Annotated in this window: 19 protein-coding genes; 6 read left to right on the forward strand and 13 right to left on the reverse strand. The window is 70.7% G+C overall.

The genetic code is table 11. The features are described 5' to 3' along the window. Nucleotides 1-175 precede the first annotated feature (175 nt). The 13 genes from ACFV04_RS27235 to ACFV04_RS27295 all read right to left on the reverse strand — a co-directional run bounded on the left by ACFV04_RS27235 (nucleotide 176) and on the right by ACFV04_RS27295 (nucleotide 7,541). On the reverse strand, nucleotides 176-2,173 hold the full coding sequence (locus ACFV04_RS27235; RefSeq protein ID WP_380533158.1) for a DUF3987 domain-containing protein: 1,998 nt from the start codon (nucleotides 2,171-2,173) through the stop codon (nucleotides 176-178). Beyond that, complete coding sequence (locus tag ACFV04_RS27240; RefSeq protein ID WP_380533161.1) at nucleotides 2,170-2,457, reverse strand: hypothetical protein; 288 nt, start codon at nucleotides 2,455-2,457, stop codon at nucleotides 2,170-2,172. The genes ACFV04_RS27235 and ACFV04_RS27240 overlap by 4 nt, the downstream gene beginning before the upstream one ends. A gap of 102 nt (nucleotides 2,458-2,559) precedes the next feature. After that, nucleotides 2,560-2,772 (reverse strand): hypothetical protein, encoded by a 213-nt coding sequence (locus ACFV04_RS27245; protein WP_380533164.1) that lies wholly within the window; start codon nucleotides 2,770-2,772, stop codon nucleotides 2,560-2,562. 54 nt (nucleotides 2,773-2,826) lie between these two features. Beyond that, complete coding sequence (locus ACFV04_RS27250; protein WP_380533167.1) at nucleotides 2,827-2,982, reverse strand: hypothetical protein; 156 nt, start codon at nucleotides 2,980-2,982, stop codon at nucleotides 2,827-2,829. Between the two features lie 171 nt (nucleotides 2,983-3,153). Continuing rightward, entirely contained in the window at nucleotides 3,154-3,798 is a 645-nt protein-coding gene (locus ACFV04_RS27255; protein ID WP_380533170.1) for a hypothetical protein, read from the reverse strand. Further along, nucleotides 3,798-4,232 carry a hypothetical protein gene (locus ACFV04_RS27260; RefSeq protein WP_280675274.1) on the reverse strand — a complete coding sequence of 145 codons (435 nt, stop codon included), beginning with the start codon at nucleotides 4,230-4,232 and terminating at the stop codon, nucleotides 3,798-3,800. The genes ACFV04_RS27255 and ACFV04_RS27260 overlap by 1 nt, the downstream gene beginning before the upstream one ends. Nucleotides 4,233-4,248: 16 nt before the next feature. Further along, complete coding sequence (locus tag ACFV04_RS27265; protein ID WP_380533173.1) at nucleotides 4,249-5,004, reverse strand: hypothetical protein; 756 nt, start codon at nucleotides 5,002-5,004, stop codon at nucleotides 4,249-4,251. A gap of 144 nt (nucleotides 5,005-5,148) precedes the next feature. Beyond that, nucleotides 5,149-5,328: a hypothetical protein gene (locus tag ACFV04_RS27270; protein WP_380533176.1), complete on the reverse strand. Its 180-nt coding sequence runs from the start codon at nucleotides 5,326-5,328 to the stop codon at nucleotides 5,149-5,151. Further along, a complete protein-coding gene (locus ACFV04_RS27275) occupies nucleotides 5,328-5,573 on the reverse strand; it encodes a hypothetical protein (protein ID WP_380533179.1) in 246 nt (81 codons plus the stop codon). The genes ACFV04_RS27270 and ACFV04_RS27275 overlap by 1 nt, the downstream gene beginning before the upstream one ends. Further along, entirely contained in the window at nucleotides 5,570-5,692 is a 123-nt protein-coding gene (locus tag ACFV04_RS27280) for a hypothetical protein (protein WP_380533182.1), read from the reverse strand. Before ACFV04_RS27280 ends, ACFV04_RS27275 begins: the two co-directional genes overlap by 4 nt. A 121-nt stretch (nucleotides 5,693-5,813) precedes the next feature. Then, a complete protein-coding gene (locus ACFV04_RS27285; protein WP_380533185.1) occupies nucleotides 5,814-6,164 on the reverse strand; it encodes a hypothetical protein in 351 nt (116 codons plus the stop codon). Then, on the reverse strand, nucleotides 6,161-7,168 hold the full coding sequence (locus ACFV04_RS27290; RefSeq protein ID WP_380533188.1) for a DUF2637 domain-containing protein: 1,008 nt from the start codon (nucleotides 7,166-7,168) through the stop codon (nucleotides 6,161-6,163). Before ACFV04_RS27290 ends, ACFV04_RS27285 begins: the two co-directional genes overlap by 4 nt. A gap of 94 nt (nucleotides 7,169-7,262) precedes the next feature. Then, on the reverse strand, nucleotides 7,263-7,541 hold the full coding sequence (locus ACFV04_RS27295) for a hypothetical protein (protein ID WP_380533191.1): 279 nt from the start codon (nucleotides 7,539-7,541) through the stop codon (nucleotides 7,263-7,265). A 481-nt stretch (nucleotides 7,542-8,022) separates the two neighbouring features. Here ACFV04_RS27295 and ACFV04_RS27300 point away from each other — a divergent pair, with 481 nt between their 5' ends. The 6 genes from ACFV04_RS27300 (at nucleotide 8,023) to ACFV04_RS27325 (ending at nucleotide 15,481) form a co-directional block, all read left to right on the forward strand. After that, entirely contained in the window at nucleotides 8,023-8,871 is an 849-nt protein-coding gene (locus ACFV04_RS27300) for a GntR family transcriptional regulator (protein WP_380533194.1), read from the forward strand. Next, nucleotides 8,868-9,554 carry an HAD family hydrolase gene (locus ACFV04_RS27305; protein ID WP_380533196.1) on the forward strand — a complete coding sequence of 229 codons (687 nt, stop codon included), beginning with the start codon at nucleotides 8,868-8,870 and terminating at the stop codon, nucleotides 9,552-9,554. The genes ACFV04_RS27300 and ACFV04_RS27305 overlap by 4 nt, the downstream gene beginning before the upstream one ends. Before the next feature lie 140 nt (nucleotides 9,555-9,694). Continuing rightward, on the forward strand, nucleotides 9,695-10,222 hold the full coding sequence (locus tag ACFV04_RS27310; RefSeq protein ID WP_380533199.1) for a DUF6932 family protein: 528 nt from the start codon (nucleotides 9,695-9,697) through the stop codon (nucleotides 10,220-10,222). Continuing rightward, the gene (locus ACFV04_RS27315) at nucleotides 10,219-11,274 is read left to right on the forward strand and encodes a hypothetical protein (protein WP_380533202.1); all 1,056 of its coding nucleotides are present in this window, start codon (nucleotides 10,219-10,221) and stop codon (nucleotides 11,272-11,274) included. The genes ACFV04_RS27310 and ACFV04_RS27315 overlap by 4 nt, the downstream gene beginning before the upstream one ends. Nucleotides 11,275-12,074: 800 nt before the next feature. Further along, complete coding sequence (locus ACFV04_RS27320; protein WP_380533205.1) at nucleotides 12,075-13,160, forward strand: FUSC family protein; 1,086 nt, start codon at nucleotides 12,075-12,077, stop codon at nucleotides 13,158-13,160. Between the two features lie 488 nt (nucleotides 13,161-13,648). Continuing rightward, a complete protein-coding gene (locus ACFV04_RS27325; RefSeq protein WP_380533208.1) occupies nucleotides 13,649-15,481 on the forward strand; it encodes an APC family permease in 1,833 nt (610 codons plus the stop codon). Nucleotides 15,482-15,572: the final 91 nt, after the last annotated feature.

Raw genomic sequence — 15,572 nt, forward strand, 5'->3', positions numbered from 1 at the left:
CCGTCAGGGACGTCAGGGGAACTCACTGACCTGCGGGTATGGCCCCTGCCGGGGCGTCAGGAGTTGTCAGGGCTGTCAGGGGATAGCCCGTATCCCCTGACAGCCCTGACGGTCCCTGACAGGCCGCCTGGTGGCGATTGGGCTGGTCAGGGCTTTGTCCTGACATCCCTGACGGTTACGTGGTCGTGTCTGCGGCCGTGGGGGTGCTCACGGCCGGGTGAACGCGGTAGGTGACGGCCTGGGGCCGGCCGCGCTGACCGCTGGCGGTGGGCTGGTCGGCGCGAAGCCAGCCATGCTGTTCCAGCAGGTGCAGGGCGGGCTCGACGTCGGCGACCTTCTTGAACCGCCGGGACGACGCGACGGCGTCGTGGGCCTTGATGTGGGTGCGGTGGGTGCCGTCCTTCTTCGGCCGCTGGAGCCACTGGAGGAGGGCATGGGCGTCCTCGGTGGCGGGGTCGGCGGCGATGAGGTCGAAGACCGCGAGGGTGTGGGCGGTGTAGTAGTCCGCGATCTCGGCGGCGCGGTCGACAGTGGCGGCCTCCAGGGCGGCACGCCAGGCGTTGCTGTCCCGGTCGGAGGTGATGTGGTCGGCAAGGTGGAGCAGGACGGCGATCCGGGCGATGTGGCCGACGAGCTTTCCGGCCCAGTCCTTGATGTGGGCGAGCGGCTGGTCGGGGCGGAGCTGGACCTCGACGCGCTCCTGAAGGCGCTCGATGGCGAGGTCGGCGGCCTGGTCCATGACCACGGTGACCGGGTCCGTGAGGTCGGTCATGGCGTGGAGCAGGCGGGTCAGGTTGCGGTCGTAGGCGTTCGCGACCTTCTCGGGGATCGGCGCGGTGCGGACCTTGCGGTAGCCGAGGTTGGAGGGCGGCAGGGAGTAGAGGAAGCGAGCGAGCAGGCCCCGGTCGCGGGCGCCGGGGGCGGCGCCGAGTTCCTGGAGGACGGTGGGCTGCGGGGTCACGCCGATGGTGAGCGCGGGCTTGTCGACGGTGGTCTGCTCGCGGGTGATGCGGTCGGCCTGGAGCCGCTCGCCCTTGTGGGCCTGGAGGAACACGCCCAGGTTCGGTTTGCTGCTGTAGCGGCCGACCATGCTGTCGAACAGGTCGCCCTCCGGGGAGAGCGCGGCCAGGCATCGGTGGACGGCGAGTTGGCTGGTGACGGTCTCCGGGGTGATGTCACCGGACAGGGTCAACCGCGGGCTGGGCGGGACGGTGATCTCCTCAGCGAGCATCTTCGCGGCGGAGATCTCCGCGACCAGCCGGGTGCGGTCGAGGTCGGGGTTCTTGCGGGCCTTGGCCATCAGCGCGTCGACCTCCGCCAGCGCGGCATCCTTGGCGGTCTCGGCCTCGATGATCACCGCCCTGGCGCCGGCCTGGAGCTCCGCTTCGACCTTGTAGACCGGGCCCATCGTGAACGCGAACACGTCGGACTTGCGGCTGGCCGGGGGCATCGCACAGGTCAGGTAGAGGTTCGACTGCTCGCGCCAGCCGGGCCGGATCTCCACGTTGACCCGTCCGCCGGCGGCGGTCGACAGCGCGGCGAGGGCCATGGTGGCGGCGGCGTCGGGCGGAGTCTGGGTGAACTCGGCGACCGCCGCGACGTAGTCGCCGACCCACCCGGGCAGGGCCTGGACGGGGAAGGTCGGCAGGGCGCCGTGGGAGCCGAGCGGGACGGGGTCGAGCCAGGTGTCGCCGGCGGCGAGGTCGGCGAGCATCGAGAGGGCAGCGGTGCGAACGGCGTCGAGGTCGGCCTGGTCCTCGCCGGCCATGGCCATGTGCGCGAGACGGCTGGTGGCGGTGCCGATCCGGCGGCGCTCGGCGGCGAGGCGCACGATCTCGGCGTAGTAGTCGCCGTTCGCTGCGGTCGGGGTCGCCTCGACGCAGGCGTGCAGGTAGCCGGGCCCTCCGATGCGGCCCAGGTCACCCTGGGAGCGCAGGACGCTGGCCAGCAGCATCGGGTCGACCGGCCGCTCGCCGTCGGCCATGCGGGTGATGGCGCGCCAGATCGTCTCGTGCGCGGGGTGGTAGAACGCGCTCGGGTCGCCGAGCTGAGCGGCCAGCGCCGGGATCTGCGCGGGGTCGAGCAGGGCGGCGCCGATGACGGCCTGCTCGGCGGCCTTCACCTCGGCGGGCTCCGGCCGGAACGGGATCACGTTCAGGGAGTTCTCGGTCACCGCTCGTCCTCCCTGGGGAGCCGGTGGTGGTCGAGCCAGGCGAACGCGGAGGTGTTCTGGGCGCGGTAGTAGACGTCGATGGCCGCGTCGGGGACGCTGCCGGGGCGGACCCGGGGGTCGATGAGGCTGGCGTACAGGCGGGCGCCGTGGTGGACGCAGGCCTTGGCGGCGTCGCCGTGCCGGTCGAGGACGGTCACGGCGTCGAGCAGGCCCTCGCAGGGGCTGGCGTCGCCGAGGTGGGCGGCCTCGCAGCGGGGCTGCGGCGAGGTGGTGTTTCCGGGCATGCTGGAGTCCTCTGGTCTCTGAGAGGGATCGGATCGGCCCCGCAGCAACCGCCCGTCACCCGGCAAGGTCGACGGTCGCTGCGGGGCTTCGTGCTGTGTCGGTCAGTCGTCCTCGGGACCGCAGAAGCAGTTCTCGGGGGTGGCGCCCTGGCCGATCTGGCAGGCGCAGTAGATGAGTCCGAGCGGCGTTTCGATGGGCTCGCCGCCGGTGCAGCGGTCGCACTCGCCCGGCGCCCAGTCGGCGGCGTCGAACTCGTCGTGGTCGTCGTACACGGTGATGCCTTTCGTCGGGCAGCCCGACGGGATTGCCGTCATGTGACCGCGTCCGTCGGGCTGTTGGGGGGACAGGCCCCGGGGGAGGGCAGTGATTCAGCTGAAGACGTTGGGGTTGGTGTGCATCGGGCGGTCGGCGCAGTCCTCGGCCCAGCACTGGTGGGTCCAGCAGGTGCGGCGGTCGTCGGGGTGCATGCCGGCGTCCTCGGCGGCGTCGTCCGCGGCGAGGGCGGCGGCGAGGTCCTGGTCCATGGAGGTCTCCTTCTGGTGATCGACTTCCCCTCCCCGGCGGGTGCCGATCGGAGGGGGTAGGGCGGTAGGTAGGGGAGTGGTAGGGAGGGCGGTAGGTGCGCGCTGACCTGCGGTTCCTACCGCCCTACCGCCGCCCGAGAGGGGGTGTCGGGAGTGACTGGGGGAGCGGGGTCAGGCAGCCTTCTGGGCAACCGCCGGGACGGTGCCCGGAGCGGCCTCCGGGAGGGCATCCAGCAGCACCGCAAGGCGGTTGCGCTGGCGCCCGTTGAAGGTGAGCTTCTTGCCCTCGACCAGGGCCACCCCCAGGCCCTCCAGGTGAGCCCTCAGGTCGGGGACCTTCCAGTGGCCGAAGAGACCCCTCCCCTGGCCCTCCTCCAGGACCTGGGAGAGGTGGGCGGCGGTGCCCTGGTCGGACATCCCGGCGACGTACCGCACGAGGGCGTACAGATCGGCCTCGGCGGGGGCGTCCTGGAGCTCGTCGTCCTGGTCGTCGGAGTCGTCCGGCCCGGCCTTGGCCGCCTTCTCCTTCGCGGCCTGGTCGGCCTCGGCCAGTTCGGCGGCGGCTTCGGTGTTGCCGACCACGACTGCCACGACCACCCACAGGACGAGGAGGACGGTGACCGTGGTCGGCGCGTACCGGGCGACGGGCCGGGCCAGGACGGGGGAGAAGAAGAGGCCGAGGGCGAGCGCTCCCCCGACCTGCTGGCGGGTGATCGTGACCTTCTCGACGTGGGGCCGAACGGCCCGGATGATCAGCCTGTTGCCCAGGCCGAACGCGGTGACCGACACGCCTTCGAGGTAGCGGTGCAGCTTCATCAGGCACCGACCAGGCCCTTGAGGACCGAGCCGATCACGGTGAGCGGCAGGGCCCAGATTCCGCCGGCGGCAGCGTAGACCGACGGCACGGTGGCGCCGAGGATGCTGTCCTTCCACGGGCCGGGCTTGGTGCCGAACAGGGCGAGGGTCAGGATCGCGGCGACCGCTCCGGCGCCGACGTTGCCGAACGCCTGGCTCTGCGAGGTGAAGGCGTGGGTGAGGGCGTCGCCGACCGTGCCAGGCGCGCTGAAGGCCTGTCCGGCACCGGCCGCGAAGATCCCGAAGACGATCATGAGCCAGGCGGTGTGCTCGTCCTTGTGCTTCTTGGCGAGCTTGCCCTGCTTCTCGGCCTTGCGGCTGCCGAGGATGATCCACACGGCGATGGCCAGGCAGAGGCCGCCGGAGCCGAACGAGCCGAGCAGCTGGGTGTCCATGGTGATCTCCTGACGGTCAGTGGTGGGAGCTGGAGAGGAGGGTGACCAACGGCGCCAGGCCGAGGGCGCCGACCAGGGCGGAGGCGAGCGGCACCCGGACGAGGACCAGGACGGTGAGGGCGCCGGGGCCGCGGACCTCGGACACCCGGACGTGGCCCCACCTGCGCATGCGCAGGTCGAGGACCCAGGCGCCGGCCGCGGCGAACGCGGCGACGGTGAGGGGCAGGTGGGCGGCCAGCTGGACGGCGCCGACGTTGAAGCCGACCACGGCGGAGGCGGTGGTGAGGATGCACCAGCGGCGGAAGCGGCGGGCGCGCTCGGACTGGGGCTGGCGCCACAGCACGGAGGCCTTGTGGCGCTGGGCCAGCCGCTCGGACCGGTGCCGGGCCTTGCGCTGCTCGGGGGTCTCTCCCTGCCGCTGGTACCAGTCCTCGCGCTCGGTGCGGATCCGCTCGGCCCGCTCCTCCGGCGTCTCACTGATCAGCAGGCCCAGGCGGGTCACCAGGCTGTCCATGTCGTAGGAGGGGGCGGGCGGCGGGACGAGCTGCTGCGGGTCGGCGGCGCCGGCCTCGCCGACTGGGCCCTCGGCGGCCTGGTCCTCGCCGGCGTCGCCGGGAGCGGTTTTGCGGAGGCCGACGGGCTCGGCCTCGGGTTCGGGAGCGGTGCGCTGGCTCCACGGACCGCTCTTGCGCCACCACTCGACAACGGGCTCGGGTTCGCCGTCGGCCAGTCCGACGGTCGGCGGCTGGGTCGGGGGCGGGGGAACGGTCACCGGTACCACCCCCGGCGGGCCAGCTCGCGCAGGGCCCACAGGCCGATCCCGGCGTCGACCAGGATCAGCAGCAGAACCAGGTAGATCACGGTCTGCCTCCATTGGCAGGTAGCGGGCCCGGCCGAAGCCGGGCCCGACGGCGGGTCAGGAGGAGAGCCACCAGCGGCGGGGGATGGGCCCGGGGCCGGGGGTGGTGCTGCGGTTCTCGGGGCGGGCGTTGATCGCGGCGTCCCCGGCCCGGTCCGCCTCGCGGACGTCCTTCGCCCTGCGCTGCTGGCGGGACTGCGCGGGCTGGGCGGTCTGCTTCTTGCCGAAGCCGAGCATCAGGTGCCCTCCCCGATCCGGCCGACGAGGACGAACGGCTCGCCGTCCAGCTCGCAGATCGCGTGGAACTCGGCGGGGCGCTCGCCGTCAGCGGAGGAGTCGGTGACCGTCAGGCGGCGGCACCAGGCCTCGCGGGGCAGGCCGGCGACCTCGTCGATCGTCAGCGGCTCGGCGAGGCGGTAGGTGAGGCCGCCGTGGTCGAGGCGGGCGATGCCCAGGCCAGGCACGTTGCGGGTGGTGTTCACCGGGCACCGCCCGTCTTGCCGACCTGGACGGTCAGCACGCGGTCGGCGCAGGCGGCGGCGCGGGTGCGGTCTTCGGGGGTGATCGGGGGGATGGGGGGTGCGATCATGGTCAGGGCCATGACAGAGATCTCCTTGCTGAGAATCAGCAGAGCAGGTGTGGGGAGGCTGCGGGCCGTGTCGGCACAGGCCGGCCGGGTGCAATCCGGCGGAGGCCGTCCAGGTTCCAGCGCTGTCGGCGACCTACCGCGCGTCGTCCGTGTCGTGCGAGTAGAAGCCGGTCACCTCGACGGGGACGCCGTGGCTGATGCCGTAGGCGGTCAGCCATCGGCTGGTGCCGTACTCGCCGTTGTCGGTGGTGGCGGGGTCCAGCCCCAGGGCCTCGCGCCACTGCTCGAACGTGTCGAGGCCGCGGTGCAGCGACAGCTTCACGCCCCACGCACCCCACGGGATGTCGGTGCCGGGTTCGAGGAACCGGTGCAGCGCCGGCGTGGGGGTCGGCAGGTCGGTGTAGGCGGTGAGGATTGCCAGCAGGGCGCCAGCGGCGCTGACCTGGTCGTTGGCAACGGCGGTGGTCTCGATGCTGGTGGTCACGATGCCTGCTCCTCGGGCGCGGTGGTCTCTTCGTCGGTGCCGGGGACGGCGTGCAGGGCGGGGCGCTCGGTGGAGCGCAGTTCCTGGTAGCGGCTGGCGATCCAGCCGGCGGACCAGCCGGTCAGGTCGACCGCCCGGCGCTGCGGGATGCGGGCCACGACGCAGTCCTGGACCTTCATCCGGGCCTGCTCCTCGGTCAGCCGCTCGTCCACGGCGGGCGCGGCGAGGAGTTCCTTCCGGAGCCGCTCGATCTCCCGCTCGGCGTCCTGCTCACGCTCGCGCTCACGGCGCTCACGCTCGCTCACCTCGCGCTCACGGCGTTCACGGTCTGCCCGCTCGGCGTCCTGCCGGCGCTGCCGTTCGTCGAGGTCGGCAGCGTCCCGGCGGGCCTGCTCGTCCCGCTGTTCGCGGGCCATGCTCTCCTCGTGCTCACGCTGCTCGCGGGCCATCCGCTCGTCGTGCTCACGGCGCTCACGATCACGCTGCTCGGCCCGGGCGAAGTCGGCCAGCCGGTCCTCGCGTTCCTGCTTCCGGCGCTCCTCCTGGCGGCGGTCGCGCTCGGACCGCTCATCGCGCTCACGGGCCGCTCGTGCGGCCAGCGCGGCGGCGATCGCCCGCCGGTAGGCGAGGGAGGTCTCCGCCGTGACGATCAGCAGCAGCGGCGCCACCGCGTGGACCGCCACCCCGACCTTGTCGTGGTCCAGAGCGGACTGACCCACGTTGAGCAGCACCGTCATGACGCCGGTCATCCAGCGCAGCACGGCCGGCCACCGGCCGCCGTCGCCGTCCAGGCGAGCGAGCGTGCTGTCCATCCGGACCACGATCACCACCGCCGCGTCCACGACCAGCGGCAGGATCGGAGCCGTCCACCCCCAGTCCTTCGGGGTGTGGTGGGACATGAGCGGGGTCACCGTGAGCACGCTGTAGAGGACCGCGCCCAGCGTGATCGTCCACGTGCCGACCGCCAGCGCCTTCTCGGCCGAGCGGATCTGTTCCTGGCTCATCGGCACCCTCACCACGACCACCGCCCGGTGCCCCGCGAGCGTCCGGTGAGCGTGTCGTGAGTGGGCGCGAGCGCCGTGAGCGCGGGGCCGGCGCTCACGCGGCCACCTGCTCGATGCTGGCGGTGCGGAGGATGACCGCGGGGCGCCGCAGCGGCACCGGCGCCATGCTCAGCAGCCGCCCGGCGTAGCCGGCCAGCTCCGGGTCCTCCTGGCGCAGGTCCGCCAGCACCGCGTACGCCACGTCCAGCCGGGCCTGGCGCTGGCTCGCCGACTCGCCGACCACGCCGGCGAACAGCTCTTCGTCCACGCCCAACGCCAGCTCCGCGAACTCCTCGGAGTCCAAGGCGTGTTGACCTGCAACAATCGACTTCACGGGTCTACCTCTTCCAGTGGGAGGTGGGCCCCAGGGGCTGCCGCGCGCCTGGCCAAGGAAAGCGCGGCGGCCCCGAACCCAGGGCCGGCTACTCGTCACGTCACGAGCAGCCATGACCCCCGACCCGCCGCAGGCGGCACGGATAGGGGACCAAAGACACTCGTTCGCTGAGACCGCGCCGGTCCGGAGCCGAGGAGTTCGGCGGTGAACTGGCGGGGGGTGCGTCTTTCAGGGCAGACGCGGACCTCTCGGTCCATGCCATCCGCATGCCAAGGCGCGGTCGACCTCGGCCCGATCTGTCCCGGGCCCCTTCGCCTATCCCCATAGGCGCATTTGTGCAGCTCAGAGCAGCCCAAAGAAGGCCCCTCTGTGTCGCCCCTGTCTCACTTGGTGCGACACACACAACATAGACAACCTGCTTAGGCAGGTCAAGAGAGTTGGGTTTCTCGCGCCTGTTGGGCACCTCCCCTAGCATTGGTCCATGGCCCTAGACCCGGATGACTCTCGCCCCCCGTATCAGCAGGTCGGCAGCTCTCTGCGGGCCTCGATCCTCACGAAGAAGCCGGGCTTCGAGACCGGCGACAAGCTCCCCTCAGGCCCTGAGCTGGCGAAGCACTTCGGCGTGGCGCGCGGCACGGTGGACAAGGCGCTCGATCTGCTCCGCACCGAGGGGCTGATCGTGACCCGGCAGGGGAGCGGCTCGTTCGTGCGGGAGCGCACCTCGCGCCCGGTCGGGCTGCGGCCGCACCTGGAGGCCGCCTTCGAGCAGCAGCAGGTGACGCTCGACTTCGCCGGCTTTTCCAGCGAGACGCTGCATAACGCGCTGCAGGAGCCGCTCGACAAGGTCCGCTCCGGGCGGCTGGCGCCGGAGTCCATCACGGTCCGCCTGCTGCTGCCGGACACCACGGCGCCGATGGCCGTGCCGGTCCTGGTCGACGGCCTCCAGGACGAGGCCGCCCTCCGGCAGCGGGCCCGCAACATCGCCCTGACGAACGCCGGCGGCATCGCGCACTCGGTGGAGATGCTGGCCGAGCTGGGCCTGGTCCAGAAGGCGAGCGTCCAGGTCAAGGTCCACCGGGCATCCAGCCTGTTCAAGCTGTACATCCTGAACCGGTCGGAGGCCTTCTTCGGCTTCTACCCGCTCCGCGAGCGCACCGTGGCGATCGACGACACCGCCCACACCTTCTACGACGTGACCGGCAAGGACACCACCCTGTTCCACCACGCCGCCGGCCCGGACGACGCCTCGCTCGGATCGCAATACGTCCAGCAGGCCCAGATGTGGTTCGACAGCGTGTGGAGCACGATCGCGTACGAGCGGCAGCCATGAACGCCACCTCTCAGCAACTCGCCGACGTGCTGCGGCCGGTGAAGCACGTGCTCCTCGACTTCGACGGCCCGGTGTGCTCGGTCTTCGCCGGCCTACCCGCTGCGGAGGTCGCGCGCCGACTCCGTGAGGGCCTGCTCGCGACCGGCGAGCAGGCCCCGGCCGGGGCGGAGGAGGAGAGCGACCCGCTCGCCCTGCTCCGGCTGGTCTCGGACGCTCGGCCTGACCTCACAGAGAGCGCGGACGCCGCCCTGGCCGCGCTGGAGACCGAAGCCGTCCGGGTCGCCCGCCCGACCCCGGGCGGAGAATCGGTTCTCCAGGTCTGCGCCCGCTCCGGCCGGCTGGTCTCCGTGGTCAGCAACAACGCGGGCACGGCCATCGAGGCCTACCTCACCCAGTACGGCCTCAGCGACTATGTGGCCGGCGTCTTCGGGCGCGCCCCAGGCGATCCCTCGTCCATGAAGCCGAACCCGCGCCTCCTGCTGGAAGCCATGGAAGCCGCGGGCACCAGGCCGGAGCACTGCGTCTTCATTGGCGACGCGACGCGCGACGTCGAAGCTGGGGAAGCTGCTGGTGTCCCGACGATCGGCTACGCCAACAAGCCAGGTAAGGGCGCCAAGCTGACCACGGCCGGCGCTGCGGTGATCGTCGACTCGATGGAGCTGGTTGCGGCTGCTCTGATCTGAGTCTTCAGAGTGCCGTACAGCCTAGAAATGCCAGCAGGGGCTGGGTACTCGTGGGACTAGCCCACTCAACCTCTGGGAAGTGACGGGAGCGCCCAGTAGGCTACTCGGGCCTTGGCCGGACTTGACGATAGGAGTGCGCGGTGATCCCACCTCTGAACTCCGATCACGGGTACCTCCCCGTAGGTCGGTATGGGGCCACTCAGAGTGAGATCCAGTCGCGGTTCGTCGATCATGAGGACTTTCGCGGCAACGTACTCAGGCGAGACCTGTGGAACGAGTGGCAGAATCATCTAATCCTCATGGAAGCAGCGCTCGGGACGATGCCACGAGTCTGGCTGGCCGGGAGCTTCGTGAGCGCAACGGTCGAGCCAGCAGATGTCGATGTCTTCTACGGCGTGCCTCCGACCTGCTGGGACAGGCTAAGCAGCGACGATCTTGAAGACCTGAACAACCTGTGGACGGCAGGCTGGTGCCGATCTCACTCCATGCGAGTGGATGCCTACGGCACTCGACTCGTCAGTGAGGTCCACTTTGATGACCTGACGCCTGGCCGCATGGGCGATGACAATCTGCGCGCCATCCAGTCCCTTGGTCTCTACGATGAGATCTGGCATCGCACCCGGCTTGGCTCATCCGTTCGTCGTGGGTACCTGGAGGTACAGCTATGACGCCGCCAGCAGAGTTTCCTCCGAAGGGGGACATGGCGGCCGCACGCGAGTGGCTGCGTGAGCGCCGCAATGCCACTATCCACGGAGGGCCCGACGAGCAGCAGTCCAGCCGTATGACGCACAGAGAGTTGCTCGCGCGGCAGTGGAACGCATTGCAGGCGGCGGCTGGGTTCGAATCGCAATCGTCACCCCGGGAGCAACAGAAGCGCAGGAGGCTCGACGTGGCGCTGGAAGGCGGCCAGGTCGAGGGGCATGAAGCGCCCATCGGACTGCTCGGCACCTTCTTTTCTTCACTGCAAGAGACGGTTACGTCCGTTGCCCAGGCCCTTACAGGGGCACCGACTGCTGCTTCATCTATCCCTGGTCACATCAGGAACGCGACGCTGCTACGGTCCTCTGCTGCCTTCCCGTCATCTTATGGAGTTCACCTCTACGGGCCGGCCCCGATTCCTCCTGAGGATCTCCAGGATGGACTTTTTGAACCTCCTGCTAACGCGCCTTCGAGTATTTCTCTGTTGGACGAATCGATGGCAACTATCTTCGATATTGCAGATACGGCACAAGCTGCCTCAAGCGAGATTGACGGCCCTGCTGATGAACAGCTAGCCGACCGTGTGGTGGCTCTTGGGCAGCGAGCGGTGAAGCACCTGAGCGAGCTCTCGGGGTTGCTGGCAAAAGCTGGCGTCGGATTGCGTTTCTCGTGGGAGCCGGAAACGAATCACTCTCGCTCATGCACCCTCGATGCTCACGGTGCGGCGCGCTTGAAGAGACTCAGCGATGGTGTGGAATTTGGCGAGACAAGCATCGAGTCAGTCGAGGGCAAGCTGGTAGAGGCGAACATGCGTCGGGGGGCGGTCGAGATTGAAACCAATCTGGGTCAGCTAGTAGTGGCCAGGACCGATGAGTTGGTCACTCCGCGCCTGGGGGACAATATGTTGGGCAAGCGAGTTGTGGCGCAAGCCATAGTCACAACTGTCCGATACGCCACTGGCAGAGAGAGGCGTATCTATACGTTGACCTCACTGCATCAAGCTGATCCGCAACCGTCCTAACCGGCTACTCCCGCGAGGGGGCGGCTGTGACGGTCTCGGATGTCATTTGGCCCGCGCATCGTCAGAGCTTCGTCGCTGGGGAAGCAGAGCTGCTGGTCTTGTAGCGACTCGCCGGTCGGGCTCTGCGCCGTGAGCGTGATCTGGAACACAGAAGGGCCGGGTCCGGGCAGCGGAGATGCTGCCCGGACCCGGCCTCAGGTGGTCGCGGAGGTGGGTCGGTAGGGGTCGTTGAGACCATGATCCGGACCAGTGGCGGACCAGAACGGGCCCAGGAGCAAGACTCCCCAGGTCGGAACGTGCCTGGTCAGCGGCCTGTAAATCTGTCGCGCAAGCTACGCAGGTTCGAACCCTGCACCAGCCACAGGATAGAAAACAGCCCCTGATCTGCGGAAACGCAGATCAGGGGCTGTTTTGTCGTGCTCGAACGCCGGTCATGCCGGACGGCCGTTTTACGTGGTTTGTCTCACCTCTTTTCGCCCGGATCCCAGTCCTGGCCAGCGGTTCCGGACCAGCCGCGGACCAGGCGCGGACCAGGATCCCGGGTCGGCGGCACCGGGCGGGCTCAGCCGAACCGCCGGTGAGGAGTCGCCCCGGCCCGTGTTCGCCGACCGCACCGACCCGGAGCCCGCGGCGTCGGCTGCGCTCCGCATCGGGGAGCGCGCGGCGAGTCGCGTCGCGGCGATCTCCCGGGGCGCCAGACAATGCGGGATCAGAGCGACATACCGGGCAGTGGGCGAGCAAGGGTGGCCATGAGCAGCGCAAGCGAACGAGACGGCCGGCCCGTTCACCGGGGGAAGACGATGAGCTGGGTGTCGAAGGTGTTCGAGCTCGACCACGCGGGCGTGAACTGGCGGCGAGCGGTGGTGTTCCTGGACGTCGGGCTGGTGCCGCTGATCGTCTTCTGGGCGATCGGGCATGAGGAGTATCTGCTCAGCGCCCTGTTCGGCATGCTGTTCACGTCGCTGGCCGACCCGGGTGGCGGTTTCGGGTACCGCGCGTCGCACAACGCCGTCTTCGCGCTGATCGGCGCGGGGGTCACCGCGCTGGCGTTCGGGATCGGGGGCGAGGCCTGGGGGTGGCTGGCGTTCGCGGCCTTCGTGGTCACGCTGGTGGCCGGCCTGGCCCTCGCGTTCGGGGTGCACAGGTTCGTCAGCGCCATGCTGCTCAACGTCTGGTTCGTCGTCGCCGTCGGGCTCGCGTTCAACCTCCACCATGCCGCCCGCATCACCGACCACACCTGGGCCCAGGTGGTCGCCTGGGCGGGCGGGGCAGCACTGTGGATGCTGATGACGTTCGTCGAGTGGCTGGTCCGCGGCCGCCGGGACCTGGCCCAGCCGTTCGTCGAGATCCCCGGAGACACCTCGCGCAAGAAGCTGACCCCACCGATCGTCGTATTCGTGGTGCTCCGCGCCCTGGTCATCGGCGGCACCGTCGCCCTCGCGTTCGGGCTGGACCTGCAGTACGGCTACTGGATCCCGATCGCGGCCATCATCGCGATGAAGCCGAACCTGGAGCAGAGCACCCTCGTCTCGGCCCAGCGCCTTACGGGTGCGTTCATCGGCGCCGTCGCGGCCGCGCTGCTACTCCTGCTGCCCGCCAGTGAGACCGGCCTCCGGGTGTTCGCGATGGCGCGCGGACTGGAAGTCGTCGCGCTCGTCCTCTTCGTGCACGCCGTCGGGATCCGCTTCCTGAACTACGCCCTCTACTCCGCCGCCATCGCCGCCGGCGCGCTCATCCTGGTCGACCTGCCGCAGCCCTCCCACTACGCCGCCGAGGGCTACCGGGTGTTGTGGACGGTGTGCGGCGCGGGTATCAGCCTGCTCGTCATGCTGTTGGCGGGCCTGCTCGCCAAACGCGCCGCCAAGCGGCCGCAACGATCGGCCTGAACGCGTCGGCCGCCGACGCGGTTGCCGGTGGATTCATGACCGGTCGGCGCGTCAGGGCCCCGCGGGTGGTGGGTCGGTCTCGGCAGTCCGCCCTGCCCCCGCTCCTGTCCCTGCCCCCGCTCCTGTCCCTGCCCCTGCCCCCGCTCCGGCCCCTCTTTCGCAGGGTTCTCCCGTGTCGCGACGCCCGGCGTCGACGGGGCAGCTATTGCACATTACTTGCAATTACGCTCATCAGGCAGCAGAGTGGGATGCCGGGGGTGGGAGTCCTTCGACTGAGCTGATCGTCTTCCCAACCGGCGCCCGCCGGGACAACCGGCTCGCCCACCCCCGCCACCCCCTCTCCCCACCGGACGCCGGACGCGTCGAGGGCCCGTCAAGGGCCCGTCAAGGCCGCTCGGCGTCGCGTCAGGAACGCGTAGGGGCCACCGGAGGGCCGGGCGCGCGGACCGCAGGATCGGAGCAACTACCGACCGCGGAGGTTCCGTCCGATGTCCAGCGCCATCACCAGCCCGGCCGTCACGGCCGAACCCCAGCCGCCGGACGCCGGTGCGGGCGACGAGCGGCACCGGCTCAGCGTGCTCGGCGGGCTGGCGGCGCTCTCGCTGGACGCCATGGCCTCGGTGGCGTACGGCCCGGAGTCGATCGTCCTGGTGCTGGCCGCGGCCGGCGGGTACGGGCTGGGCTTCACGCTGCCGGTCACCGCGGCGATCGCGGTCCTGCTGGCGGTGCTGGTGGCCTCGTACCGGCAGGTGATCGCGGCGTTCCCGGACGGCGGCGGCGCCTACGCGGTCGCCAGGCAGCACCTGGGCCGCCGGGCGGCGCTGACCGCGGCGGCCTCTCTGGTGGTCGACTACGTCCTGAACGTGGCGGTCTCGGTCACCGCCGGCGTGGCCGCGCTGACCTCCGCCGTACCGGGCCTGTACGACCAGCGGGTCTGGCTCTGCCTGGGTGTGCTCGTCCTGGTCACCGCGGTGAACCTGCGGGGGATCGCCGAGTCGGCGCGCTGGTTCATGGTGCCGACGGCCGTGTTCGTGCTGTCGATCCTGGCGATCGTCGTGGTCGGCCTGTTCCGGGACGGCCCGGTGAGCACCGCGGCCGCCGAAGGCCACGCCTCGGTGCTCGCCGGGAACGCCACCGCCGTCGGCGCGCTGCTGCTGCTCAGGGCGTTCGCGGCCGGCTGCTCCGCACTGACCGGCGTGGAGGCGGTGGCCAACGCCGTCCCCTCCTTCCGCACCCCCCGGGTGAAGCGGGCCCAGCACACCGAGACGGCGCTCGGCGCGCTGCTCGGCGTGATGCTGGTCGGACTGGCCGTGCTGATCGGGCGCTTCCACCTCCAGCCGGTCGAGGGCGTCACCGTGCTCGCCCAGCTCGCGGACGCCTCGCTCGGCCACGGCGCGGGCTTCTACGTCGTCCAGTTCGCCACCGTGATCCTGCTCGGACTGGCCGCCAACACCTCCTTCGGCGGGCTGCCGGTGCTGATGGACCTGCTCGCCCGGGACAACCACCTCCCGCACGTGTTCGCACTGCGCGCCGACCGCCAGGTGTACCGGTACGGCGTGCTGTTCCTCGCCGTGGTGTCGGCGGCGCTGCTGGTCGGCTCCGGCGGGGACGTCAACAGCCTGGTGCCGCTGTTCTCGATCGGCGTCTTCGTCGGTTTCACGATCTGCCAGGTCGGCATGGTCCGGCACTGGTACCTGCGGCGACCGGCCGGCTGGCACCGGAAGGCCGCGCTGAACGGCTTCGGCGCGCTGCTCACCGGCGTCGCCGCACTGGTCGTCACCGGCACCAAGTTCACCGAGGGCGCCTGGGGCATCGCGGTGGCCCTGCCGCTGTTGGTGGTGCTGTTCGAGGCGATCCACCGCAGCTACGGCCGGATCGGCGAGCGGCTGGAGCTCGGCCGGGTGCCCGGCCCGGTGACCCGGCAGCGCAGCCTGGTCGTCGTCCCGGTGACGGCGATCACCCGGCTCACCCGGGACGGCCTGTCGGCGGCGCTCTCGCTCGGCGACGAGGTCATGGCGGTCACCGTGGTGCACGAGCCGACCGCGGCCGAGGCGCTGCGCCGGGACTGGGAGCTGTGGCAGCCGGGCGTACCGCTGGTGGAGGTCCCGGACGACCACCGTCGGCTGGGGCAGCCGATCGCCGCCTTCGTCAACGAGCTCGGGGCGGAGCACGCCTACGACCGGCTGACCGTGCTGATCCCCGAGGTGGAGCCGGCCCACTGGTGGCAGCGGGCGCTGCAGAACCGGCGCGGCGCGGTGATCGACCGCGCCCTGCGCCGGCACACCGACGCGGTGGTCTGCCGGCTGCGGATGCGGATGTGACCAGCGCGGGAGTCCCACGAACGGCCCCGGACGGCACCAGCCGTCCCGGGCCCGGCGTCGTACCCCCACGGGGCGCCGCAAGGTCGCGACA

This window comes from Kitasatospora sp. NPDC059599, assembly GCF_042735125.1.
Taxonomy (GTDB): Bacteria; Actinomycetota; Actinomycetes; order Streptomycetales; family Streptomycetaceae; genus Kitasatospora.

Coding starts and splice junctions, on each gene's coding strand:
- ACFV04_RS27245 (WP_380533164.1), bottom strand. CDS start 2,772: ATGACGGCAATCCCGTCGGGCTGCCCGACGAAAGGCATCACCGTGTAC.
- ACFV04_RS27250 (WP_380533167.1), bottom strand. CDS start 2,982: ATGGACCAGGACCTCGCCGCCGCCCTCGCCGCGGACGACGCCGCCGAG.
- ACFV04_RS27305 (WP_380533196.1), top strand. CDS start 8,868: ATGAACGCCACCTCTCAGCAACTCGCCGACGTGCTGCGGCCGGTGAAG.
- ACFV04_RS27320 (WP_380533205.1), top strand. CDS start 12,075: ATGAGCTGGGTGTCGAAGGTGTTCGAGCTCGACCACGCGGGCGTGAAC.
- ACFV04_RS27240 (WP_380533161.1), bottom strand. CDS start 2,457: ATGCCCGGAAACACCACCTCGCCGCAGCCCCGCTGCGAGGCCGCCCAC.
- ACFV04_RS27315 (WP_380533202.1), top strand. CDS start 10,219: ATGACGCCGCCAGCAGAGTTTCCTCCGAAGGGGGACATGGCGGCCGCA.
- ACFV04_RS27255 (WP_380533170.1), bottom strand. CDS start 3,798: ATGAAGCTGCACCGCTACCTCGAAGGCGTGTCGGTCACCGCGTTCGGC.
- ACFV04_RS27300 (WP_380533194.1), top strand. CDS start 8,023: ATGGCCCTAGACCCGGATGACTCTCGCCCCCCGTATCAGCAGGTCGGC.
- ACFV04_RS27325 (WP_380533208.1), top strand. CDS start 13,649: ATGTCCAGCGCCATCACCAGCCCGGCCGTCACGGCCGAACCCCAGCCG.
- ACFV04_RS27280 (WP_380533182.1), bottom strand. CDS start 5,692: ATGGCCCTGACCATGATCGCACCCCCCATCCCCCCGATCACCCCCGAA.
- ACFV04_RS27260 (WP_280675274.1), bottom strand. CDS start 4,232: ATGGACACCCAGCTGCTCGGCTCGTTCGGCTCCGGCGGCCTCTGCCTG.
- ACFV04_RS27290 (WP_380533188.1), bottom strand. CDS start 7,168: ATGAGCCAGGAACAGATCCGCTCGGCCGAGAAGGCGCTGGCGGTCGGC.
- ACFV04_RS27270 (WP_380533176.1), bottom strand. CDS start 5,328: ATGCTCGGCTTCGGCAAGAAGCAGACCGCCCAGCCCGCGCAGTCCCGC.